Source organism: Pseudomonas sp. RC2C2 (assembly GCF_018390435.1).
Taxonomy (GTDB): Bacteria; Pseudomonadota; Gammaproteobacteria; order Pseudomonadales; family Pseudomonadaceae; genus Aquipseudomonas; species Aquipseudomonas donghuensis.
The window spans coordinates 2,753,262-2,776,678 of record NZ_JAHBAX010000001.1; the positions used below are offsets into that span (position 1 = coordinate 2,753,262).

At 62.2% G+C, this 23,417-nt stretch carries 17 protein-coding genes; 12 read left to right on the forward strand and 5 right to left on the reverse strand.

Features of this window, described 5'->3' with window-relative positions; genetic code table 11:
• Positions 1–53: 53 nt before the first annotated feature.
• On the reverse strand, positions 54–4,007 hold the full coding sequence (gene putA / locus KHO53_RS12735) for a trifunctional transcriptional regulator/proline dehydrogenase/L-glutamate gamma-semialdehyde dehydrogenase (protein WP_213570359.1): 3,954 nt from the start codon (positions 4,005–4,007) through the stop codon (positions 54–56).
• A gap of 353 nt (positions 4,008–4,360) precedes the next feature.
• Here putA and putP point away from each other — a divergent pair, with 353 nt between their 5' ends.
• The 9 genes from putP to KHO53_RS12780 all read left to right on the forward strand — a co-directional run bounded on the left by putP (position 4,361) and on the right by KHO53_RS12780 (position 15,124).
• Positions 4,361–5,845, forward strand: coding sequence for a sodium/proline symporter PutP (putP, locus tag KHO53_RS12740; RefSeq protein WP_010221548.1), 1,485 nt, complete (start codon positions 4,361–4,363; stop codon positions 5,843–5,845).
• 126 nt (positions 5,846–5,971) lie between these two features.
• Positions 5,972–6,808, forward strand: coding sequence for a 23S rRNA (adenine(2030)-N(6))-methyltransferase RlmJ (locus tag KHO53_RS12745; protein WP_010221549.1), 837 nt, complete (start codon positions 5,972–5,974; stop codon positions 6,806–6,808).
• A 158-nt stretch (positions 6,809–6,966) separates the two neighbouring features.
• Positions 6,967–8,724, forward strand: a complete 1,758-nt coding sequence (locus KHO53_RS12750) for a carbamoyltransferase family protein (protein ID WP_036995471.1) — start codon at positions 6,967–6,969, stop codon at positions 8,722–8,724.
• Positions 8,708–9,838, forward strand: coding sequence for a glycosyltransferase (locus KHO53_RS12755; RefSeq protein WP_100782887.1), 1,131 nt, complete (start codon positions 8,708–8,710; stop codon positions 9,836–9,838). The genes KHO53_RS12750 and KHO53_RS12755 overlap by 17 nt, the downstream gene beginning before the upstream one ends.
• Positions 9,838–10,734, forward strand: a complete 897-nt coding sequence (locus KHO53_RS12760) for an antimicrobial resistance protein Mig-14 (RefSeq protein WP_100782888.1) — start codon at positions 9,838–9,840, stop codon at positions 10,732–10,734. The genes KHO53_RS12755 and KHO53_RS12760 overlap by 1 nt, the downstream gene beginning before the upstream one ends.
• Positions 10,731–12,131, forward strand: a complete 1,401-nt coding sequence (locus tag KHO53_RS12765; protein WP_213570360.1) for a PIG-L deacetylase family protein — start codon at positions 10,731–10,733, stop codon at positions 12,129–12,131. Before KHO53_RS12760 ends, KHO53_RS12765 begins: the two co-directional genes overlap by 4 nt.
• A 51-nt stretch (positions 12,132–12,182) precedes the next feature.
• Positions 12,183–13,139 carry a glycosyltransferase family protein gene (locus tag KHO53_RS12770; protein WP_036995475.1) on the forward strand — a complete coding sequence of 319 codons (957 nt, stop codon included), beginning with the start codon at positions 12,183–12,185 and terminating at the stop codon, positions 13,137–13,139.
• Between the two features lie 67 nt (positions 13,140–13,206).
• Positions 13,207–13,980 carry a glycosyltransferase family 2 protein gene (locus KHO53_RS12775; RefSeq protein ID WP_213570361.1) on the forward strand — a complete coding sequence of 258 codons (774 nt, stop codon included), beginning with the start codon at positions 13,207–13,209 and terminating at the stop codon, positions 13,978–13,980.
• A gap of 49 nt (positions 13,981–14,029) precedes the next feature.
• Positions 14,030–15,124 carry a glycosyltransferase gene (locus KHO53_RS12780; protein WP_100782928.1) on the forward strand — a complete coding sequence of 365 codons (1,095 nt, stop codon included), beginning with the start codon at positions 14,030–14,032 and terminating at the stop codon, positions 15,122–15,124.
• Between the two features lie 6 nt (positions 15,125–15,130).
• Here the strand turns inward: KHO53_RS12780 and KHO53_RS12785 are convergent, their stop codons facing one another.
• Positions 15,131–15,733 (reverse strand): BUD32 family EKC/KEOPS complex subunit, encoded by a 603-nt coding sequence (locus tag KHO53_RS12785; RefSeq protein ID WP_213570362.1) that lies wholly within the window; start codon positions 15,731–15,733, stop codon positions 15,131–15,133.
• A gap of 100 nt (positions 15,734–15,833) precedes the next feature.
• Between KHO53_RS12785 and KHO53_RS12790 the strand changes: the two genes are divergently transcribed.
• The 3 genes from KHO53_RS12790 (at position 15,834) to hldE (ending at position 20,388) form a co-directional block, all read left to right on the forward strand.
• Entirely contained in the window at positions 15,834–17,009 is a 1,176-nt protein-coding gene (locus KHO53_RS12790) for an O-antigen ligase family protein (RefSeq protein ID WP_189638169.1), read from the forward strand.
• Positions 17,010–17,024: 15 nt separating this feature from the next.
• Complete coding sequence (gene msbA / locus KHO53_RS12795; RefSeq protein WP_036995483.1) at positions 17,025–18,833, forward strand: lipid A export permease/ATP-binding protein MsbA; 1,809 nt, start codon at positions 17,025–17,027, stop codon at positions 18,831–18,833.
• A 133-nt stretch (positions 18,834–18,966) separates the two neighbouring features.
• A complete protein-coding gene (gene hldE, locus KHO53_RS12800) occupies positions 18,967–20,388 on the forward strand; it encodes a bifunctional D-glycero-beta-D-manno-heptose-7-phosphate kinase/D-glycero-beta-D-manno-heptose 1-phosphate adenylyltransferase HldE (protein WP_213570363.1) in 1,422 nt (473 codons plus the stop codon).
• Between the two features lie 33 nt (positions 20,389–20,421).
• On the opposite strand, the gene KHO53_RS12805 is transcribed toward hldE, so the two are convergent.
• The 3 genes from KHO53_RS12805 to KHO53_RS12815 are packed head-to-tail and all read right to left on the reverse strand — an operon-like array spanning position 20,422 to position 23,413.
• Positions 20,422–21,384, reverse strand: coding sequence for a hypothetical protein (locus KHO53_RS12805; RefSeq protein ID WP_010221558.1), 963 nt, complete (start codon positions 21,382–21,384; stop codon positions 20,422–20,424).
• 47 nt (positions 21,385–21,431) lie between these two features.
• Positions 21,432–22,241: an aldo/keto reductase gene (locus KHO53_RS12810; protein WP_010221559.1), complete on the reverse strand. Its 810-nt coding sequence runs from the start codon at positions 22,239–22,241 to the stop codon at positions 21,432–21,434.
• Positions 22,238–23,413: an NAD(P)/FAD-dependent oxidoreductase gene (locus KHO53_RS12815; protein ID WP_213570364.1), complete on the reverse strand. Its 1,176-nt coding sequence runs from the start codon at positions 23,411–23,413 to the stop codon at positions 22,238–22,240. The genes KHO53_RS12810 and KHO53_RS12815 overlap by 4 nt, the downstream gene beginning before the upstream one ends.
• Positions 23,414–23,417 lie beyond the last annotated feature (4 nt).

Genomic DNA, 23,417 nt, shown 5'->3' on the forward strand with positions numbered 1-23,417 from the left:
CGTAACGAAAAAGGGAGAGCAGATGCTCTCCCTTTTTCGTGGTTGCGCTAACGTCAGCCGATAGTCATCAGGCTCGCGTTGCCACCGGCAGCAGCGGTGTTGACGCTCAGCGCGCGCTCGATCACCAGGCGCTCCAGGGCAATCGCGGTTTCACCCGACGACAGGCCGTGAACACCGACGATGGCACCGGCGCGCTTGGCCACCTGCTCGCACACGGCGCGCAGTTGGTCGGAGTCGCCGTGATGGAGGACGGCGTCGAACACCACTTCGTCCTTGTTCCAGTCGGCCACCAGCTGGATGCGCGCTTGCACTTCCTTTGGCAGACGATTGCGCAGGGTCTTGCTCAGCTCGCCTTCCGGCCAGACCGCCGAGCTGCCCACGGCCAGGACTGCGGCCAGTTGGGTCAGCAGGTCAGCTTCGACCTCGGCCAGGCACAGCACGTGCTCGCGCGGCAGGATGGTGTAGCTGTTGCGCTCGCCAGTCGGCCCCGCCAGCAGGCGGCTGATACCGCTTTGCGATTGCTGGGCGAACTGTTCGCACAAGTCGCTCAGGTCGTTCAGCTGATTGCTCGCCGCCCAGGTTTTGAGGGCTTGCAGCGGTTTGCTCAAGCTGTCGCGCAGGCGGGTGTCCGGGGCGTTTTCGCCGTCGGTGCGCTGGAATGACTGCTCGATGGCGCCGGCCGGGCGGGTCGACAGCAGGCGGTACAGGTACAGCGGGCCACCGGCTTTCGGGCCGGTACCAGACAGGCCTTCACCACCGAATGGCTGCACGCCAACCACGGCACCGACGATGTTGCGGTTGACGTAGACGTTACCGGCGTTGACGTTGTCGATGACCTTGGCAATGGTTTCGTCGATCCGGGTGTGCACACCCAGGGTCAGGCCGTAACCGGAGGCATTGATCTGCTCGATCAACTGGTCGAGGTTCTTGCGGTTGTAGCGCACCACGTGCAGTACCGGGCCGAAGATCTCGCGTTGCAGCTCGTCGAAGCTCTCCAGTTCGATCAGGGTTGGCATCACGAAGGTGCCGCGCTTGATCTCTTCACCATCGGCGATTGCCATCTGGTACACGGTACGGCCTTTGTCGCGCATGCCTTGGATGTGCTTCTCGATACCAGCCTTGGCTTCGGCGTCGATCACCGGGCCAATGTCCACGGCCAGGCGCTCGGGGTTACCCAGACGGCTTTCAGCCATGGCGCCCTTGAGCATTTCGATGACGCGGTCGGCGGAATCTTCCTGCAGGCACAGTACGCGCAGGGCCGAGCAACGCTGACCGGCGCTGTCGAAGGCCGACGACACTACGTCGATGACCACTTGTTCGGTGAGCGCCGAGGAGTCGACGATCATTGCGTTCTGGCCGCCGGTTTCGGCGATCAGCGGGATCGGACGGCCCTGGGCGTCCAGGCGGCCAGCGATGTTGCGTTGCAGCAGGCGGGCGACTTCGGTGGAGCCGGTGAACATCACGCCTTTGACCCGATCGTCGCCGACCAGGCGGGCGCCGACGGTTTCACCGCGCCCTGGCAGCAGTTGCACCACGCCTTCAGGGATACCGGCTTCGAGCAGCAGGCGCACGGCCTGGGCAGCCACCAGCGGCGTTTGCTCGGCCGGCTTGGCCAGCACCGGGTTACCGGCGGCAAGCGCAGCGGCAACCTGGCCGCTGAAGATAGCCAGCGGGAAGTTCCATGGGCTGATGCACACCACCGGGCCCAGTGGGCGGTGGGCGTCGTTGCTGAAGTCGTTGCGCGCCTGCACGGCGTAGTAGCGCAGGAAGTCGACTGCTTCACGCACTTCGGCAATGGCGTTGGCGAAGGTCTTGCCGGCTTCACGGGCAAGCAGGCCCATCAGCGGCTGGATCTCGGCTTCCATCAGGTCGGCGGCACGTTCCAGGATCGCAGCGCGTTCGGCTGGCGGGGTGGCCTGCCAGATCGGCGCGGCGTTGAGGGCGCACTGGATGGCGTTGTCGACGTCGGTGACGTTGGCTTCCTGGACGTGACCGACCACATCGCGCAGATCTGCCGGGTTCAAAACCTGGGCAGGCGCTTCGCTGCTGGAGGCGCAACCGAGCATCGGCGCGGCTTTCCAGTCATTGTGGGCGGTGGCCAGCAGGGCGCAGGACAGCGAAGCCAGGCGGTGTTCGTTGGCCAGGTCGATACCGGCGGAGTTGGCCCGCTCGGCGCCATACAGGTCACGCGGCAGCGGAATGCGTGGGTGCGGTAGGCCGAAGCTGCCTTCCTGGGTGGCCATCTGCTCGATGGTGGCGACCGGGTCGGCGACCAGTTCCTGAATCGAGATCGACTGGTCGGCGATGCGGTTGACGAACGAGGTGTTGGCGCCGTTTTCCAGCAGGCGGCGCACCAGGTAGGCCAGCAGGGTTTCATGGGTGCCGACCGGTGCGTACACGCGGCACGGACGGTTCAGCTTGCCATCGGCGACCTTGCCGACAACCTGTTCGTACAGCGGCTCGCCCATGCCGTGCAGGCACTGGAACTCATACTGGCCCGGGTAATAGTTCTGACCAGCAATGTGATAGATGGCCGACAGGGTGTGAGCGTTGTGGGTGGCGAACTGCGGGTAGATGACTTCCGGCACCGACAGCAGTTTGCGTGCGCAAGCAATGTAGGACACATCGGTGTACACCTTGCGGGTGTACACCGGATAGCCTTCCAGGCCGTCGACCTGGGCGCGCTTGATTTCGCTGTCCCAGTAGGCACCCTTAACCAGGCGGATCATCAGGCGATGGCGGCTGCGGCGGGCCAGGTCGATGACGTAGTCGATCACGTACGGGCAGCGCTTCTGGTAGGCCTGGATAACGAAACCGATACCGTTCCAGCCGGTCAGTTGCGGCTCGAAGCACAGGCGCTCGAGCAGGTCCAGCGACAGCTCCAGGCGATCGGCTTCTTCGGCGTCGATGTTCAGGCCGATGTCGTATTGCTTGGCCAGCAGGGTCAGCGACAGCAGGCGCGGGTACAGCTCGTCCATCACCCGCTCGTACTGGGCGCGGCTGTAGCGCGGGTGCAGGGCCGAGAGCTTGATCGAGATGCCCGGGCCTTCATAGATGCCGCGACCGTGAGAGGCCTTGCCGATCGAGTGAATGGCCTGCTCATAGGACGCCAGGTACTTCTGGGCGTCATGTTCGGTCAGTGCCGCTTCACCGAGCATGTCGTAGGAGTAGCGGAAGCCTTTGGCTTCGAACTTGCTGGCATTGGCCAGGGCTTCGGCGATGGTTTCGCCAGTCACGAACTGCTCGCCCATCAGGCGCATGGCCATGTCGACGCCCTTGCGGATCATCGGCTCGCCGCTCTTGCCGATGATGCGGCTGAGCGAAGAGGTCAGGCCGGATTCGTTGTGGGTCGAGACCAGCTTGCCAGTCAGCAACAGGCCCCAGGTGGCCGCGTTGACGAACAGCGACGGGCTGTTGCCCAGGTGCGGTTGCCAGTTGCCGGTGCTGATCTTGTCGCGGATCAGGGCGTCACGGGTGCCTTTGTCGGGGATACGCAGCAGGGCTTCGGCCAGGCACATCAGTGCCACGCCTTCCTGGGACGACAGGGAAAATTCCTGCAATAGACCCTGGACGATGCCGGCACGACCGCCAGCGCTTTTCTGGTTGCGCAGTTTTTCGGCGATGCCAGCGGCCAGTTTGTTGGTCGCTTCGGCCATGGCAGCCGGCAGGCGTGCCTGCTCAAGCAGCATCGGTACCACTTCCGGCTCGGGGCGGCGGTAGGCGGCGGTGATGGCCGAGCGCAGTACCGATTGCGGCAGGATGCTCTCGGCGAACTCGAGGAAGCACTGGTGGGCGTGGTCGGCCTGGACTTCGCCGGCATCGTCGGCATGAATGCCGGGCTGACCGTTGAGTTCGGTCAGGGTGGCGCCACCCTCGAGCTTCTCCAGGTAGTTGAAGATCGCTTGTTTGATCAACCAGTGCGGCGTGCGGTCGATAGACGTCGCAGCTGCTTTGAGTCGCTCACGGGTAGGGTCGTCGAGTTTGACCCCAAGGGTGGTCGTCGCCATTTCTTATCCTCATTATTGCCACAGGTTGTGACTTAAGCTGGCGCCAAGATTAGCCGTGCGCGATTTCGGGTGCAACCTAGTGCAACCCAAAAAATGCAGGAAAAAAGTGCAACTCGTCCGGTGGGTAAAACCCCGCAGCGGAAATGGCTGTTTATGGTGCATTTTCTTCTGAAAATAGGTGTTCTTGCTCCAAAAGGGAGCAAAAACCTGCTGTTACGCAAAATTTCCGACGAGGTGCAACTTGATTGTAAAAACAGGTTGCACCCTCTTTGCGTTGTTGCATAGGATTCGCGGCCTGGGTGCAACCTCCTCTGAGGCTGTCGCTACATAAAAACAAACGCCAGGGCGCAACAATGAGTGTAAGCAATCCAACCTTGATCACGTTCGTGATCTACATCGCGGCAATGGTGCTGATCGGCTTCATGGCCTATCGCTCCACCAACAACCTTTCTGACTACATTCTTGGCGGTCGCAGCCTCGGCAGCGTGGTTACCGCGCTTTCGGCCGGTGCGTCGGACATGAGTGGCTGGCTGTTGATGGGCCTGCCGGGCGCCATCTACATGTCGGGTCTGTCGGAAAGCTGGATCGCCATCGGCCTGATCGTCGGTGCCTACCTGAACTGGCTGTTCGTCGCCGGCCGCCTGCGTGTGCAGACCGAGCATAACGGTGATGCATTGACCCTGCCGGATTACTTCTCCAGCCGCTTTGAAGACAACAGCGGGTTGCTGCGGATCATCTCCGCGGTGGTGATCCTGGTGTTCTTCACCATCTATTGTGCTTCCGGTATCGTTGCCGGTGCCCGCCTGTTCGAAAGCACCTTCGGCATGTCCTATGAGACCGCGCTGTGGGCTGGCGCAGCGGCGACCATTGCTTACACCTTCGTGGGTGGCTTCCTGGCGGTGAGCTGGACCGATACCGTCCAGGCCACGCTGATGATCTTCGCCCTGATCCTGACGCCGGTGATCGTGCTGATCGCAACCGGTGGCTTCGATACCACCTTCGCGGCCATCGAACTGCAGGACGCGGGCAACTTCGACATGCTCAAGGGCACCACCTTCATCGGCATCATCTCGCTGATGGGCTGGGGTCTGGGCTACTTCGGCCAGCCGCACATCCTGGCGCGCTTCATGGCCGCTGACTCGGTCAAGTCGATCGCCAATGCGCGTCGCATCTCCATGACCTGGATGATCCTCTGCCTGGTCGGCACCTGCGCCGTTGGCTTCTTCGGCATCGCCTACTTCTCGGCGCATCCGGACGTCGCGGGCCCGGTCGCCGAGAACCATGAGCGGGTGTTCATTGAGCTGGCCAAGATCCTCTTCAACCCTTGGATCGCCGGTGTTCTGCTGTCGGCCATCCTGGCAGCGGTCATGAGTACCCTGAGCTGCCAGCTGCTGGTGTGCTCCAGCGCCCTGACCGAAGACTTCTACAAGACCTTCCTGCGCAAGGGTGCCTCGCAGCTGGAGCTGGTCTGGGTCGGCCGTGCCATGGTGCTGCTGGTGGCTGTGGTTGCCATCCTGATCGCCTCCAACCCTGAGAACCGCGTGCTGGGTCTGGTCAGCTACGCCTGGGCCGGCTTCGGTGCTGCCTTCGGTCCGGTGGTGCTGATCTCGGTGCTGTGGAAAGGCATGACCCGTGACGGCGCGTTGGCCGGTATCCTGGTGGGTGCGATCACCGTTGTGGTGTGGAAGCACTTCTCCATCTGGGGTCTGTACGAGATCATCCCGGGCTTCATTCTCGGCGCCCTGGCGATCTACTTCGTCAGCAAGGCCGGTAGCCCGTCGAAGGGCATGGTGTCGCGCTTCGAAGCTGCCGACGAGGCGTTCAAAGCCGGTCATTGATCGACTGTTGAGCTTCGCCTGACAACGGCCCGGTCTCGCAAGAGCCCGGGCCGTTGTCGTTTTGGCGGCCCGTGCCTGACGCCGCCCGCATGACAAGGTAAACTGCGCGGTCTTGCAGGAGTTGCCATGAACTATCGTCACGCCTTCCACGCCGGCAACCATGCCGACGTCTTCAAACACCTTGTGCTGACCCGTCTGATCGCGTTGATGTCGCGCAAGGAGCAGCCGTTTGCCTACCTCGACACCCACGCCGGCCTGGGTCTTTACGACCTGCAGGGCGACCAGGCGACGCGTACCGGCGAATGGATCGAAGGGATCGGTCGTCTCTGGGGGCGCGACGACTTGCCGGAAGTCACCGCAGACTACCTGCGCATCCTGCGCAAGATGAACCCTGACGGCGAGCTGCGCTACTACCCGGGTTCCCCGGAGCTGGCCCGGCGCCTGGCCCGCCAGCAGGACCGTGTGCTGCTCAACGAGAAGCACCCCGAAGACGGCCGCCTGCTCAAGGACAACATGAAGAAGGACCCGCGCGTCGCCGTGCACCTGGGTGAGGGCTGGCATGTGCCGCGGGCCTTGTTGCCGGTGCAGGAAAAACGCGCTGTCATGCTCATCGATCCACCGTTCGAGCAAGCCGACGAGCTCAAGCGCTGCACCCAGGCGATGAAAGAGACCATCGGTCGCATGCGCCAGACCGTCGCGGCTATCTGGTACCCGATCAAGGACCAGCGCCAACTGGTGCGCTTCTACCAGGACCTGACCAGTACCGGTGCGCCGAAGCTGCTGCGGGTCGAGCTGTATGTGCATCCACAGGACAGCCCGCAGGGCCTCAACGGCTCGGGCCTGGCCATCGCCAACCCGCCATGGGGCCTGGAAGAAGAGCTGCGTGCGCTGCTGCCGTGGCTGTCCCAGGTGCTGGCGCAGACCCAGGGTAGCTGGCGGATGGATTGGTTGATCGCCGAATAACTGCTGTAGGAGCGGGCTTGCCCCGCAATGCGGTGTGTCTGAATGTATGCAATCGCGGGGCAAGCCCGCTCCTACGCTTTGCGTTATAATCCCGCGCTTTGGCTGCCGCCCGCCCCAATGGCCCGCGCGCATATTTACAGATTGAAGAGGCTAGACCCTTGGCATTGACGATTCTTGGCCTGTCCGGCGCCCTTAGTCATGACCCTTCCGCGGCTCTGTACATCGACGGCAAGCTGATTGCCGCCGCTGAAGAAGAGCGCTTCGTGCGCGATAAACATGCAAAGAACCGCATGCCCTACGAATCGGCGAAGTTCTGCCTGGAACAGGCCGGTATCAAACCGTCCGACGTTGACGTGGTAGCGATCCCGTTCGCCCCGATCAGCCTGTTCGGCAAGGCTCGCTGGCACTACGCCAAGCGTTACTGGTATGCCCCGGACCGCGCCCTTGACGCGATCCTGATGGGCAACCGTCGCTACAAGCGCTATCGCAAGAAAATCGTCTGGTGCCTGGAGCAACTGGGCTTCGACCCGAAGAAGGTCAAGATCGAGCCGGTCGAGCACCACCTGGCTCATGCCTCCAGTGCCTACCACTGCTCGGGCTTCAAGGAGAAGACCGCGATCCTCGGTATCGACGGTAAAGGCGAATACGCCACGACCTTCTTTGGCTACGGCGAAAACGGCAAGATCCACAAGATCAAGGAATTCTTCGACCCGGACTCGTTGGGCGGCCTGTATGGCGCGATCACCGAGTTCCTCGGCTTCGAGATGCTCGATGGCGAGTTCAAGGTCATGGGCATGGCGCCGTACGGCGATGCCAGCAAGTACGATTTCTCGCGCCTGGCCTCGTTCGAGAACGGCGAGCTGGTGATCAACACCGACTACGCCAACGTCATCGGCCTGCGTCGGTATAAAGAGAAGGGCAAAGGCTTCTACTTCTCGCCCAAGCTCATCGAATGGCTGGGCCCGAAACGCGAAGGCGACATCGCCGACGAGCCGTACATCCACTACGCCGCGAGCATGCAGGCGCTGTTCGAGAAGCTCGCCCTGCAGATGATCGACCATTATCTGGGCGACATCCTCAAGGAGACCGGCAAGCTGGCCTTTGCCGGTGGTTGCGCGCTGAACGTCAAGCTCAACCAGAAGATCATTGCCCGTCCAGACCTCAAGGAACTGTTCGTCCAGCCGGCTTCCGGCGACGCCGGTACCGCGGTGGGTGCTGCTGCCTATGTGTCCCACGCCCGTGGCGTGCCGGTCGAGAAGATGGAACACGTCTACCTCGGTCCGGCATACTCCAACGAGGACGTGATCGCCGCCTGTGCGCGTCACCCGAGCCAGCCGAAATGGCGCAAGCTGGAGAACATGCCCGAGCAGATCGCCAAGATCATGGTCGACGGCAACCCGGTGGCCTGGTTCCAGGGCCGCATGGAGTTCGGCCCGCGCGCGCTCGGTGGTCGTTCGATCATTGGTTGCCCAAGCGTGGAAGGCGTTGCCGACCGCATCAACCACCAGATCAAGTTCCGCGAGCGCTGGAGGCCTTTCTGCCCGTCGATGCTCGACACCGTCGCACCGCAGATGATCAAGATCGATCATCCGGCGCCGTTCATGACCTTCACCTTCGAAGTGGCTGAAGAGTGGAAGACCCGCGTGCCGGAAGTCGTCCACGAAGACGGCACCTCGCGGGCCCAGGTGCTCAAACGCGAGTACAATCCGCGCTATTACGACATGATGAAAGCGCTGGAGACCCTGACCGGTAACGGCGTGTCGTTGAACACCTCGCTCAACCGCCGTGGCGAGCCGATGATCTGCTCGCCGACCGATGCGCTGAACATGTTCTTCGGCTCGGACCTGCAGTACCTGATCATGGAAGACATCCTGGTGGTCAAGGACGGCGCGGACACCTATGACGTCCAGGGCTGAAAAACGCGTACTGCAGTTCTGTCATGGATATGACGGTCCGTTTCTGGACTGCGCGCGCCAGTACGCCAGTCTGTTCGACGGCAGCGGCTACAAGGTCACCACGGTGTTCCTTACCGGCGCTGCCGACCCTCAGGTAGCGGCCGGCTGCGCCTCGGATGAAGTGATCTTCCTCGGGTTCAGCTCCAAGGCCATCCGTGGCCTGAAGCTGGGGGCGATCCGTGCGTTACGGCGGATCGTCGCCAGCCGCGAGTTCAGCTTCTGTATCGCTCACCGCTTCAAGCCTATCTATATCGCCTTGCTTGGCACGCGCTTGCCGGTGATTGGCGTGCACCACGCGTTTGGTGACTATTTGCGGGGCAGCCGCCAGCTGTTTGCCAACCTGTTCAGCAAGCGCCTGAGCCTGCTCGGTGTCTCTGATGCGGTGCGCGACGACATGCGCAAATGCCTGCCCAAGTGGCCGGCCGAGCGTATCCAGACCCTCTACAACCGCATCGACATCGAGGCGCTGCAGGCCAGCCAGGTACCTGCCGCGCAGGCGCGCGAGGCGTTGGGCCTGGACCCGCAAGCATGGATTGTCGGCAACGTCGGCCGCCTGCATCCGGACAAGGACCAGGCCACCTTGCTGCGTGGTTTTGCCCAGGCTCTGCCGCAGCTGCCGGCCGGTGCTCGGCTGGTAATTCTCGGCAAGGGCCGCCTGGAGCAGAAGCTCAAGGACCAGGCCGCCGAGCTCGGTATTTCCGCGCAGGTGGATTTTCTCGGTCAGGTGCCTGATGCCCGGCATTACTTCCGTGCTTTCGACGCCTTCGCCTTGAGCTCCGACCACGAGCCGTTCGGCATGGTCTTGCTCGAAGCCATGGTCGCTGGTGTACCGCTGCTGGCCACGGCCTGTGGTGGTGCGGTCGAGGTGGTCGAGGGTGTCGGCATCCTGTTCCCGCTGGGCGACGCCGAGCGCCTGGGCCAGGGCTTGCAGCACCTGGCTGCGCTCGATCCAGGGCAACGCCAGGAATGTGCCGGGCGCATGCTTGAACGCCTGCGTGAGCGTTTCTCCGATGCCGCGGTGCGCGAGGCCTTCTGGCAACTGCCGCACGTTCGTGCGCTGGCGGCGGAGGCCTGATGCTCAATCATATTCAAGGCTGGCGCGAGCGCGGCTGGACGCAGATCGATGCGGCTACCTACGCTCAGGTCTGGCACCAATTTGGTGGCAGTGTCGCCACCCATCCGCTGGTGGTCGAGCAACTGGCTGATCTGGCACAGATCCCGGTGCGTTACCTGGGTTGGCAGCGCAATGGCGAGCTCAAGGCCGCGATTCCTACCTGGGGCCGCCATCTGGCACTGTCCAAGGATGTGCTCAAGCGTCAGGGCAAAAAAGGCCTGTACGACCTGGGCAACGCCGAGCTGATCCTGCCGGCTGCCGCCGATACCCAGGCGCCGCTGCGTCATGCCGGGCGCTATCTGTCCGAGCTCAACCAGGGCCGCTTTGCCAACCTCAAGCCGCAGACCGAAGCGCTGGCCATGGCGCGTACGCCTGAAGACCTGTCGAAGAAGTTTCGCTACAACCAGCGCCGCGAACTGCGTTTGCTCGAAGAGGCGGGCGGCCAGGTGCGGCCGGTCACGGATTTCTCCAGTGCTGAACTTGCCGCAATCTACTGCGATCTGTTCCAGCGCCGCTGGGAGTTCCCGGCCACCGGTGGCGAGCGCATGGCCGAAGTGATCGAGCGCCTGCGCGAGTTGTTGATCGGTTCGGTGTTGTTTCTTGAGGGTGCGCCGATTGCCATCCAGCTGGTTTACCGGGTCGAAGCGCCGCAGTGGATCAGCGTCGAATACATCAACGGCGGTGTCGACCCGCAAACCAAGGCTTTCAGCCCTGGCAGCGTACTGAGCTTCCTCAATACCCAGGCCGCCTGGGAAGACGCCCGCACGCGCGACAAGCCCCTGCGTTTCTCCTTCGGCCGTGCCGATCGTGAGTACAAGGACCGTTGGTGCAACCCTGTGCCGGTGTTTCAGGTGTGAGCCGCAAGCAGCAGTTGCTCAAGCGCCACCGGCGCAACAAGCGCCTGGGGCTGCTGATTGGTCTGCTGGTGCTGCTCGCCCTGGGCATTTTTGTCCAGTGGTGGCTGCCGCTGCTGTTGCTGCCGCTGCTGTGGGCGGCTCACGAGGCGTGGTTTGCCGATCACCTGTTCTATTCGCCGACCGAGGACTATCAGTATCAGTTCCCGCCAGGCTGCGTGGCCCATCCGGCCGCACTGGTCGACGGTCTTGTGCGCCTGCACTCGCCGCTGCAGCTTGGCGGTGACGAAACGCTGATCCTTCAGCTGCGCCTGAAGAGCGGTTGGCTGGGGCGTTTCCTCGACCCTGCGGTAAGCCTGGGCGGTGAAGATGTTCAGACCTTCGAACGGGGCGTAAACGGTCTTCGTTACCTGAACCTTACCGGGCTGGCTGAACCGCTCATGGCTGGGGGCCTGCGCCTGCGTGGGCGCTACTGCCGGCTGGAGGGCGAAGCGCAGCTGTGGGTTGCAGCGTGCGCGGACCTGCGCCAACGACGGGTGATGGTCATTGCGCCCCATGCCGATGATGCCGAACTCGCTGCATTTGGCCTCTACAGCCAGGCCGAGGAGACCTGGGTGGTGACCTTGACTGCTGGTGAAATCGAAGCCGAACACTACCAGAAAATGGGCCTGGAGAAGGCCGAGGCTGCACGTTTGAAGGGCCGCTTGCGGGCCTGGGACAGCATCGCCGTGCCGCGCTGGGCGGGTGTGCCGGAATCTCGCTGCGTGCAGCTTGGGTATTTCTGCTTGCAGCTCCCGGTCATGCAGGCCGAGCCTGCAGAGCCGATGGCTTCGCGCGAGGCCGGGCTTACCGATACTCGCCTGTTCCGCCAGTTCAACCCGCTGACCCTGCCGGGTGACCAGGACGGCGCGCCGACCTGGAACAACCTGCTGGCCGATTTGCGTGCACTGTTGCTCAAGGCCCGGCCACAGGTGCTGGTGATGCCACACCCGACTCTCGATCCGCACCCTGACCACATCTGCGCCCAGGCGGCCGTGCTTGAGGCGTTGCTGGGCCTGGAATGGCAGCCTGAAACCCTGCTGTGTTATGCCAATCACCTGTATGACAACGACCGTTGGCCAATGGGTGACAGCGGTACAGGGGTGGCCTTGCCGCCGCAACTGGAGGCGAGCCAGGGCTGGGTGCCCTACAGCCTGGTGCTGGACTTGCCAAGCCAGCGCGACAAGGCCATGGCACTGGGCATGATGCACGACCTGCAGCCTCCTGCACCGTTCAAGCGCCGCCTGCGCCGCTTGCTGCAACGCTGGCTGGCCGGGCGCCGAGCTTCGCCTTATGGCGAGAACGAATTTTTCCGCAAGGCCGTGCGTCGCCATGAATTGTTCTGGCGTCGTGACCTCTGATCATGACGCTGCAAGATTGAAAGCTGTGGCCCGAGCGCCGCAAGGAAGACAATGAAAGTTCTATTTCTGGTGCAGAAAGAACAACGGGCGATCCTTGATCGCTTGTATGACGGTGTTGCTGCGCATTGCGACTGTGATCTGCGCTGGCTGAGCAGTGACGATCAGCGTAATCTGCGTCGTTATTTTCGCCGCGAAGTCGAGGTCGACAAGTACGACCGGATCGTGTTCTTCCTGCGCTTCAAGCAAGAGATTCGCCAGGTTGGCTTCATTCGCACGGTGCCCAACCTGGTCATCCTCGAACATGATGCCTACCAGAATTACATCCCGTGCAAGTACACCGGCAAGTTCAGCGCTCACTACCGCCAGTTGCCCTGGGCGCGGGTGATCAGTTCCGGCTACAGGGTCAGCGAACAGCTATGCCAGGAAGGTTTTGATGCTGTGTTTGTGCCCAAGGGCTACGACCAGCAGTTGCTGGCCGACCAGGGGCGTGAGCGGGACATCGAGCTGGCGTTCGTCGGCAGTACCAACAGTGTTGCCTACAGTGGCCGCAAGGCGCTGCTCGACGAGCTGGCCCAGGTTGAAAACCTGCTGGTTACGCGCACCAAGTCGGGCGAAGAATACTGCAACACGCTCAACCGCATCCGCTTTTTTGTCAGCGCGGATGTCGGCATGGGCGAATACATGATCAAGAATTTCGAGGCGATGGCCTGTGGCTGCGTTTTGCTGGCCTTTAGCCAGGGTGAGGCGGAGAATCGCGCCCTGGGCCTCAAAGACATGCATAACGTGGTGCTCTATGACAGCATTGCCCAGTTGCAAGAGAAGCTGAAAGTGTTGCGTGCCGACCCTGAACTGGTTGAGCGAATCAGCAATAACGGTCGTGATCTGGCGGTCTCGCAATTCAGCTTCGCCCAGGTAGGTCGTAGCATCGTGGAAAAAATGCAGCCACCTCTTCGTCCCCGTCCAGCCCTGACCGGCTGGCAGCGCTTGCGTTTGAGACTGGGCATATGAGCCGGCTGTCCTGAAACCAGGCAAGTAGTCTTGAACATTTGAATACAGTTTATGGGGAGGGGGTCCGGTGCGATTCTGCCAAGATAGTGACGTAACACTGGTTGTCACCAGTTGCGGACGCTTCGATTTGCTAAAACTTACGCTGGAAAGCTTTGACCGGTTCAATACCGCGCCTATTCGTGAAGTGTTCATCACCGAGGACTCCGGGGATGAGGCTGTTCACCAGGCTATCCCCGAGCACTGGAAGCCGTACTGCACGGTCTTCGTCAATCGCCCGAAGCTGGGCCAGTTGGCGTCGATCGACCTTTCCTATAGTCACGTAAAGACCCCCTACATCTTCCATTGCGAGGATGACTGGGAGTTCTACCGCCCAGGCTTTGTCGAGGACTCGCTGGCGATCCTGGCGGTCAGCCCGCAGCTCCTGCAGGTCTGGTTGCGTAGCTATGTCTACGACCTGAAATTGCACAGCCCGTATATCCATCTGGGCGAGCGCCAGGTGATCGCCGGTGTTCCCTGCTACCCATTGCTGTCGGACAAGCCCGAGTGGCAAAGCTTCTCGCTGAACCCCGGTTTGCGCCGCCTGAGCGATTATCAGCGCTGTGCGCCGTTTGCCGCCTATGCTGGTGAAAAGGCATTGTCAAAGCGCTATGCCGAGTTGAACCTGACTGGGGTGAGCCTGGAAGGTGACGCAGTGTTGCACACAGGCTTCGGCATGCACGTGAGTCTGCCTGAAGAGCGTCAGCGTAAAGCCCGCCGGCGTCAGCGCGAGCGGGTCAAGCTGGCAGTCATGTTGTTGATCGGATTTGCAATGGGAGTGTGGGTTGGCCTTCTTGCGAATTGATACTTCTGGTTTGCCAGTTATCCAGTCCGACGCAGGGGGGGGGCTCCCCGTGAATATCGTCAACATCATGTGGGCAGGTGGCTCGGCCTATAGCTCGGTGCACAAGGTTCACCAGCAGATTTTGTCCCAGGCGGAGCCTGGGGCAAGGATCAGCAGTTGGCTACTGCAAGGCCGGGGTTCCTGCTGCAGCGCAGAATCGACACGTGAGTGGCAGTTGTCCCATCGTCTGCTCAAGGGGCGGCATCTGTGGGTGTTGCTCAGGCCCTGGTTGCATGGCCGCCTGCGTGAAGCGCTGGAGCAGGCCAATGCGCAGGTGCTGGTGCTGGATGGGTTGGGGGTGTCGCGGCTGATTCTGCCGGTCGTGCAGAAAATGCCGGATGTCCGGGCAGCTATCGTCTTTCACGGCAAGACCCGTTTACGTCGGGCAGATGTCGCCTTGCTACGCGCGATCCCCAGCAGTCGGTTGAGTATTGTGGCGGTATCCCAGACCCTTGCCAGCGCGTTGGAGCAAGACCTCGGCATACCAGTCAACGTATTACGTACAGCCCTCGAGCCAAAAGGGTTTCGCCGTGGCCTGCTTGAGCCGGAGCAAGCCCGACTGGCGTTGAACTTGCCAACCCGAGGAGTGCGGGTAATGGGTGCAGTCGGCCGCCTCGTTGATAGCAAGGGTTTCGATTACCTGCTGGAGGCCTTTGCTCAGGCTAGCCAGCAGCAGCCGGACCTGCGCCTGGTGATTCTTGGTGAGGGTGTGCAACGCGCATTGCTGGAAGGGCGGCTCAAGGCGCTGGGACTGGTTGATAAAGTCTCGATGCCAGGCCATTGCAACGGCCTGGCGCAACTCTACCGGGCATTTGACTGGGTGCTCATACCCTCGCATGCTGAGGGCCTGGGGCTGGTGCTCCAGGAGGCGGTGATGGCAGAAGTGCCGGTACTGTGCAGCGATCTGTCAGTGTTTCGCGAGCAATTGGGTGACGCGGGCCTTTATGCCCCGGCGGGCGATCCCCAGGCGTGGGCCAAGGCGATCATTGACTGTACGGCATTGCCTGCAGAACAGGTCGCGGTGGCTCAGCAACAGGCGCTGGCCCCGGATCAAGCCTGGCAGAGTTTCAGTCAGGCTTCCCGTGAACTGCTACGCACGCCCTGAAAAACCTCACTTCAACAGGGCGCGCTCTAATTCTGCAAGGGGAAACTCATCCCCCAACTGTTCTCGGCCAATGTAGCGAGCAAAGTGCTGCACGTTGCGCCTTACCAGTCGTGCGGATAATGGCGCCCGCAGGAAACGCATGTCAGCCACATCGATCAAGCCCCATTGCTGTTGTGGCGTCACCACAATGTTGCCCAGGTGCAATGAGCGAAAGTAGATGCCCGAACGATGCAGCTGCTGTATCAGGGCAACCAGCTCCGGCAGGTGCTTCTGCCAGCTGAAGCCCGGCTGTCGGGACAGTTGGCGCAGGGTTTCTCCGGGCAAAGGTTGGTACAGCACGGCGGTCATGCCAGGGGCATCGAGGGTGAAGTACTTGAGTACTTCAAGCGTAGGAACTCCAAGCTTCTTCAGTTGCAAGGCGTTGTCGATGAAGCGACGCGAGTAAGGTCGCAGCAAGGCAGATGAAATTAGCCGCTTGCGTCGGAACAGCTTGAGGATATTGCCATCGGTTAGCAGGTAGACTTTAGCTCCGTAGCTGTCGGCCTCCAGGACCTGGGCGCCGAGTGTCAGCTGATTGAAGTCGACCTGGGGTAGCCGGGAACATTGCATGGATAGGGGCCTTGTCATCGGGCAAGCAAAATGACCGGCAATAATGCCGAAAGTTTTAAGGATGCACCATGCCGGTGTTGTTGAAACGATGGGGAAAAGCATGATGTACGCAAGGCGTTGGGCGCAGTCCTGGCTGGCGATCGGTTTGTTGTGGTTCGTGGTGGCAATCGCTTTGGCGCCCAGTAACAAGGTATACCAGCAAGGTTTGATCGCATTTTTGTGGCTACCGGCACTGGTGTTGCTATGGTCGGCTCGCGTGCTCATTGTTGATACCTGGAAAGCCCAGCGCTGGCTATGGCTCTCGGTTGCCCTGCTGCTTGGCTGGTCTGCCCTGAGTCTTTCCTGGAGCAGTGTCGACGAGGGTGGGCGTGAGGTCAAACGCCTGGTGTATATCGCAGTGTTCCTGCTGTTTTTTCCAATGATGGCCAATGCAGACGCTGCGCGTGTGATGCGCCTGCTTAACTGGGGCGGTGTTGGTCTGGCGGTCGCAGCGGTCTGTTCAATCGCGCTGTTCTATGGGGTTCAGGCACAGCCCTGGTATGCCCGACTTTACGGTATAGGGGAAATTTCCCATCCTATTCTTGGCGCTTATGTAATTGCTGCCGCCATTATCTGGATGCTTCATTGGCCGCCGCGCACCCTGGTGTTGCAAGGTGCCTGGGGCTTATCGTTGATCGCCCTCGGTATGTTTCTGCTGCTCTGCCAGAGTCGAGGTGCGGCACTGGCACTGCTGATTTCAGTGCTTGCCATGCCCATCTGGTGCCGGGATCGTCGTAGTTGTTGGATCGCGGGTGCGGCGATGGTTGTGGCGATTGTTGTTTTTGTCTTGATGCAGCCGCTGATCATGGCGCGGGGCTCGTCCTATCGACCGGAAATCTTGCAGGCCAGCCTGCAGATGATTGCCGAGCACCCATGGGCGGGCCTGGGATTGGGCGCGTTCTATAAAATCCAGGCGGTAGGCCTGGAGTTTGATCACGCGCATAACATGTTCACTCACATTGCAATAGAACTGGGCATTCCCGGCATGCTGCTATGGTTGGCTGTCTGGCTTTGTGTATTACGCGAAATCTGGAAAGCCCGTGACACCGCCTTCGGCAAGGGCTTGATGGGCCTGTGGCTTTTCTCGACCCTGGCCATGCAGTTTGACGCCGCCAGCCTCACTGGCACCCCGCGTGCTGAATGGTTCATCAGCTGGCTGCCGGTTGGCCTGGCCACTGTCCTGGTCTGGGGGCGTGCCCGAGCTCCAGGCTGTGATAAAATTTCCGGTTCAATCTGAACAGCGAGCTCGACGATGGCTGAAACACCGCGAGAGGCGGAGCAGAGCTCCAGCCTGAAAATCTACTTCCGGCTGCTGAGCTATGTGAAGCCGTACATCGGCATTTTTATGCTGAGTATCCTCGGCTTTGTGATCTTTGCCTCGACCCAGCCAATGCTGGCCGGCATTCTCAAGTATTTCGTCGATGGTTTGAGCAACCCTCAGGCTGTGTTGTTCCCCACCGTGCCTTACCTGAAAGACCTGCAGTTGCTGCAGGCCGTACCACTGCTGATCGTGCTGATCGCAGCGTGGCAGGGCCTCGGCTCGTTCCTGGGCAACTACTTTCTGGCCAAAGTCTCCCTGGGTCTGGTACATGACCTGCGGGTCGAGTTGTTCAACAAGCTGCTGGTGCTGCCCAACCGCTACTTTGATAACCACAACTCCGGTCACCTGATCTCGCGCATCACCTTCAACGTGACCATGGTCACCGGCGCTGCGACCGATGCGATCAAGGTGGTGATCCGCGAAGGCCTGACCGTGGTCTTCCTGTTTGTCTACCTGTTGTGGATGAACTGGAAACTGACCTTGGTGATGCTGGCGATCCTGCCGGTGATTGCGCTGATGGTCGGAACTGCGAGCAAGAAATTCCGCAAGCAGAGCAAGAAGATTCAGGTGGCCATGGGCGATGTCACCCACGTCGCTTCCGAGACCATCCAGGGCTACCGCGTCGTGCGCAGCTTCGGTGGCGAAAGCTATGAGCAACAGCGCTTTGCCAATGCCAGCCAGAGCAACACCGACAAGCAGCTGCGCATGACCAAGACCGGCGCGGTCTACACACCAATGCTGCAACTGGTGATCTATACCGCCATGGCCGCGCTGATGTTCCTGGTGCTGTTTCTGCGCGGTGATGCTACGGCCGGTGATCTGGTGGCCTATATCACTGCGGCGGGCCTGCTGCCCAAGCCAATCCGCCAGTTGTCGGAAGTCAGTTCGACCATCCAGAAGGGGCTGGCCGGTGCCGAAAGCATTTTCGAGCAACTGGACGAGGCGCCGGAAGTCGACAGTGGCACCGTTGAATTGGACCGTGTTGTGGGGCGCCTCGAGGTCCGTAACCTGAATTTCACCTATCCGGGTACCGAACGTCAGGTCCTGAGCGACATTTCCTTCACCGCCGAACCCGGGCAGATGATCGCCCTGGTGGGGCGTTCGGGCAGTGGCAAGTCGACTCTGGCGGCATTGATCCCGCGCTTCTATCACCACGACCAGGGGCAGATCCTGCTCGACGGCGTGGAGATCGAGAACTACCGACTGCGTAACTTGCGCAAGCACGTCGCCCAGGTGACCCAGCACGTGACCCTGTTCAACGACACCGTGGCCAACAACATCGCTTATGGCGACCTGGCCGGTGCGCCGCGGGCCGAGATCGAAGCCGCTGCCGCCGATGCCTATGCCAAGGAGTTCGTCGAGCAGTTGCCGCAAGGCTTCGACACCCAGGTCGGTGAGAATGGCGTGCTGCTCTCCGGTGGTCAGCGCCAGCGCCTGGCGATTGCCCGGGCGCTGCTCAAGAATGCGCCGTTGCTGATTCTCGACGAGGCCACTTCGGCCCTCGATACCGAGTCCGAGCGACACATCCAGGCCGCATTGGATCACGTGATGCAAGGGCGCACCACGCTGGTGATCGCCCACCGTCTGTCGACTATCGAGAAGGCCGATATGATCCTGGTCATGGATCAGGGCAAGTTGGTCGAGCGCGGTACCCATGCCGAGTTGCTGGCTGCCAATGGCTATTACGCCAGGCTGCATGCCATGGGCCTGGACGAACCGGCCAAGGCCGATATCACCTGATTCACACGCGCCGGGGCCTGTCGTGCCCCGGCAGCCTTTCCTTGGAATGCCTGGCAACAAGGCGGTAAACAAGCCTTCGCTTTGCCTGTGCTAATATCCTGCCCCTGTTAATTATTTTGTATATGGGTTGCCCATGAAGTTGTCCATGCCGCGTTTCGATCAAGCCCCGGTACTGGTGGTGGGCGATGTCATGCTCGACCGCTACTGGCATGGCGGTACCTCACGGATTTCGCCTGAAGCGCCGGTACCGGTGGTCAAGGTCGAACAGATCGAGGACCGTCCCGGCGGCGCGGCCAACGTGGCCTTGAACATCGCCGCCCTGGGGGCCCCGGCTGCACTGGTTGGCGTGACGGGCCAGGACGAGGCGGCCGACAGCCTCGCCAACAGCCTGCAGGCTGCCGGTGTGCGCTCGATCTTCCAGCGTATTGCCCACCAGCCGACCATCGTCAAGTTGCGGGTCATGAGCCGCCATCAGCAGTTGCTGCGTATCGACTTTGAAGAGCCCTTTGCCACCGACCCGTTGTCCCTGGGCACCGAGGTCGATGCGCTGCTCGATGGCGTCAAGGTGCTGGTCCTGTCGGACTATGGCAAGGGAGCGTTGAAAAACCACCAGAGCCTGATCCAGGCGGCCCGGGCCAAGGGCATTCCGGTGCTGGCCGACCCCAAGGGCAAGGATTTCTCGATCTACCGTGGTGCCAGCCTGATCACCCCCAACCTCAGCGAGTTCGAAACCATCGTTGGCCGTTGCGCCGACGAGGCCGAGCTGGTGGCCAAGGGTGGCCAACTAATGAGCGAGCTGGAGCTCGGTGCCTTGCTGGTGACCCGTGGCGAGCACGGCATGACCTTGCTGCGTCCTGGTCACCCGGCCCTGCACCTGCCTGCCCGGGCCCGTGAAGTGTTTGACGTGACGGGTGCCGGCGATACGGTGATCTCGACCCTGGCCGCAGCCATTGCTGCCGGCGAAGAGCTGCCCCATGCGGTGGGCCTGGCCAATCTTGCCGCCGGTATCGTGGTCGGCAAACTGGGTACCGCAGCCATCAGTGCCCCGGAGTTGCGCCGCGCCATCCAGCGCGAAGAAGGTTCCGAGCGTGGCGTGCTGAGCCTCGACCAGCTGCTGCTGGCCATCGATGATGCCCGCGCGCACAACGAGAAGATCGTCTTCACCAACGGTTGCTTTGACATCCTCCATGCCGGTCACGTGACCTACCTGGAGCAGGCCCGTGCCCAGGGCGATCGCCTGATTGTCGCGGTCAACGATGATGCCTCGGTCAGCCGCCTGAAAGGTCCGGGCCGGCCGATCAACAGTGTTGACCGGCGCATGGCTGTGCTGGCCGGCCTCGGGGCAGTGGACTGGGTCATCAGCTTCCCTGAGGTTACGCCGGAGAACCTGCTGAGCCAGGTCAAGCCGGACGTGCTGGTCAAGGGCGGTGACTATGGCATCGACCAGGTGGTCGGCGCCGATATCGTCACGGCCTACGGCGGCACCGTGAAGGTGCTGGGGCTGGTGGAAAACAGCTCGACCACCGCTATCGTCGAGAAGATCCGCAAGAACTGAAACATCGCGGGGCAAGTCGCCCCGCGATCGGCTCTACTTGCGCAATCCGCCACGGGCCATCTGCAACAGCTCCCGCGCTCTACCGGTCAGCCGCTTCAAGCCGCTGTCCGGCTTCGCTGGCGTCAGGCCTTGCTGCCTGACCCAGTCCTTCCAACGTATCCGCTCATCCCTGACCAGCCATCCCTCCTGCCTGGCAAAGCTTTCGGCCAGGTACAGGCCGCGGGTGCTGGCCGGTAGCAGACGATCCTTGCTCAGGGTGTAGAGTTCGGCACGTGGCTGGCCGTCTTCCAGCGGCATCAGGTACAGGTCGGGGCGCTTGCGGTTGAGGCGAGCGACGAGTTGGTCGCCTTCAAGGCGCTCGTCAACGTGGAACAGGCTCAGTGATTTGGCCTCGCGGGGGACTTGCAGACACAGGTCGTAGATCAACTGCAGTGACGCGGTGGGCAAGTGCACGTAGGCCCGAGGCCGCTCCAGCAACTGCAGATTGGCGCAGCGCACCGGGCGTGCGGCGCCGGACTGCGGAGTGAGCACGAAGGGCAGGGCTTCGCGGTAGTGCAAGGCGTCAGCGTAGGGAGCCGGTAGCCAGGTGTCGTTGAAGCGCCCGCCAAGCCAGCCTTCCGGGGTTTCCAGCAGGCATTCTTCGGCAACCTCCTGAATTGCCGTATGCAGCGGCAGGTTCAGCTCCTGAGCGGGCACATAGCCTGAAATCAGTTTCAGCACCACATCGCCGCGGTCCTGACGGCGCTGACGCACCAGCACCCAGTAATCGCGATTTTGCCAGCGCAGGGTCAGGCGCACCGACACGCCGAGATTGGCCAGCTCGATAGCAAAGTGCTGGCTGTCGGCGAGCTGGATCGGCTTGCGCCGTTGCAGGGTCTGGGCGAAGTTCAGCGGCATGCCGATGCTCTGGTAGACGAGGCCTTCGGGGCTGGCCTCGACGTGCAGCGGCAGGGTCTTGAAGTTGCTGGGGTTCTTGCGGATCAGCGTTCGCGGCATGTCGGCTCCTTCTTGCGTTGGGGTCGGCCGCGGCGGCGGCGTGGATGTCAGTGGCGCAGGACGTTGGCAACGGTTGCCACGTTATGGGCCAGGTGCAGCGGGTTGATGGTGCCGACAATAGCACTGCTGACGCCAGGCTGGGCAAACAGCAGTTCGAAGCTGGCGCGCACCGGATCGACCCCCGGGCTCAGGCACACGTGACCACTGGCCAGGGCCTTTTTCACCAGGATCGCCTTGCCGTGTTCGGCAGCGTAATCGATCACCGGTCGTTCAGCCTGCTCGTTCAGATTGTAGGTGACCATGGCGCAATCGCCGCGCTCAAGCGCTTTGAGGCCGCCCGCTGCGGTCTTGCCGGAAAGGCCGAAACCTCGGATCTTGCCTTCCTGCTTCAACGCTTCGAGGGTCTGGTAGACCTCTTCATGTTCGAGGATATGCAGATCGTTGCCGTCGGAATGCACCAGCACCAGGTCGATGCAGTCGGTTTCCAGGCGTTTGAGGCTGCGCTCGATGGAAAAGCGCGTGTGCGCTGCACTGAAGTCGAAACGCGACTGGCCGTCTTCGAACTCCTCGCCCACCTTGCTGACGATCACCCAGTGCTCACGCTGACCGCGCAACAGCGGGCCGAGGCGTTCCTCGCTGCGGCCGTAGGCTGGCGCGGTGTCGATCAGGTTGATGCCCAGCTCGCGGGCCTGGGCCAGCAGCATGCGTGCTTCAGCGTCGTCGGGAATGGTGAAGCCGTTGGGGTACTTGACGCCCTGGTCGCGGCCGAGCTTGACGGTGCCCAGGCCCAGTGGCGACACCGTCAGGCCGGTACTGCCGAGGGGACGATGCAGGTCGTGCAGGCTCGGCAGGCTCATGGCAGCAGTTGCTCCCACACCGGCAGGGCCATGGGTGGCCGGGGCAGTTCGGGCAGGGTAGCCTGAGCGGCCGGCTTGATGCCGTCACGCTCAAGGGTGGCCAGCACCCGGTCGCTGAAGTCCGGGGCCAGGGCCAGCTTGGTCGGCCAGCCCACCAGCAGACGCTGTTGCTCGGCAAGGAAGGCGTTGTCCGGGCGCACCAGCCCCGACTGTGCGGGCTCGGCGCGGTCGATGCGCACGGTGGCCCAGCGCACCTGGCTGAGGTCGATCCAGGGCAGCAGGTTGCCGACTTCTTTTTTCGCCGCCGCAATCTGCGCTTCAGGTTCGCGGGCTACGCCATCGGCTTCGGCCAGGTCGCCGCCCAGGTACCAGACCCACTGGCCATCAGCTGCCGGGTGGCTGGTGACGGTGATGCGCGGCTTCGGCCCGCCGCCCAGGCAGTGGGCGTACAAGGGCTTGAGGCTGGCGCCCTTGGCCATGACCATGTGCAGCGGCCGGCGCTGCATGGCCGGCTGGCTCAGGCCCAGGGCTTCAAGCAACGCGGCATTGCCGGCACCGGCGCTGAGCACCACGCGTTGGGCGCGGATCTCGCGGCCGTCGACGCGCAAGCCAAGCAGCTCGCCATTGTCGTTCAGCGGTTCGATGGATTGAGCGGCCAGCAGGCTGTCGCCGGCCAGCTCCGCGAGCTTGTTCAGCAGGCTCGGCACATCGACGACCAATTCGGCCAGGCGATAGACCTTGCCCTTGAAGGCGCGGTCCTGCAGGGCAGGCGGCAGTTGATCGCCCTTGACCTGATCGACACGGCCGCGCACCGCCTTGCTGGCAAAAAAGCTGGTGAGATTGCCGGCCAGGGTGCCGGGTGACCACAAGTAATGGGCGTCAGACAGCAGGCGCACGCCGGACAGGTCCAGCTCGCCGTTGCCGGCCAGGGCCTCGCGCCAGCGCCGCGGCATGTCGGCGATGGCCTCCGAGGCGCCGGTCAGGGCACCGTGCAGGGCATATTTGGCGCCGCCGTGGATGATCCCCTGGGACTTGAGGGTTTGCTCGCCACCGAGGCTGGCGCGTTCCACCAGCACCGTCGAATAGCCGAGCCGGCGCAGGCGGGCATTGAGCCAGAGGCCTGCGACCCCGGCGCCGACGATCAGCACATCGGTGGAAATTACGGTTGGCATGCAT

Coding starts and splice junctions, on each gene's coding strand:
- KHO53_RS12760 (WP_100782888.1), top strand. CDS start 9,838: ATGCTCAATCATATTCAAGGCTGGCGCGAGCGCGGCTGGACGCAGATC.
- KHO53_RS12810 (WP_010221559.1), bottom strand. CDS start 22,241: ATGAGCCTGCCGAGCCTGCACGACCTGCATCGTCCCCTCGGCAGTACC.
- KHO53_RS12790 (WP_189638169.1), top strand. CDS start 15,834: ATGATGTACGCAAGGCGTTGGGCGCAGTCCTGGCTGGCGATCGGTTTG.
- KHO53_RS12815 (WP_213570364.1), bottom strand. CDS start 23,413: ATGCCAACCGTAATTTCCACCGATGTGCTGATCGTCGGCGCCGGGGTC.
- KHO53_RS12770 (WP_036995475.1), top strand. CDS start 12,183: ATGAAAGTTCTATTTCTGGTGCAGAAAGAACAACGGGCGATCCTTGAT.
- hldE (WP_213570363.1), top strand. CDS start 18,967: ATGAAGTTGTCCATGCCGCGTTTCGATCAAGCCCCGGTACTGGTGGTG.
- KHO53_RS12755 (WP_100782887.1), top strand. CDS start 8,708: ATGACGTCCAGGGCTGAAAAACGCGTACTGCAGTTCTGTCATGGATAT.
- KHO53_RS12745 (WP_010221549.1), top strand. CDS start 5,972: ATGAACTATCGTCACGCCTTCCACGCCGGCAACCATGCCGACGTCTTC.
- putP (WP_010221548.1), top strand. CDS start 4,361: ATGAGTGTAAGCAATCCAACCTTGATCACGTTCGTGATCTACATCGCG.
- KHO53_RS12805 (WP_010221558.1), bottom strand. CDS start 21,384: ATGCCGCGAACGCTGATCCGCAAGAACCCCAGCAACTTCAAGACCCTG.
- putA (WP_213570359.1), bottom strand. CDS start 4,007: ATGGCGACGACCACCCTTGGGGTCAAACTCGACGACCCTACCCGTGAG.
- msbA (WP_036995483.1), top strand. CDS start 17,025: ATGGCTGAAACACCGCGAGAGGCGGAGCAGAGCTCCAGCCTGAAAATC.
- KHO53_RS12785 (WP_213570362.1), bottom strand. CDS start 15,733: ATGCAATGTTCCCGGCTACCCCAGGTCGACTTCAATCAGCTGACACTC.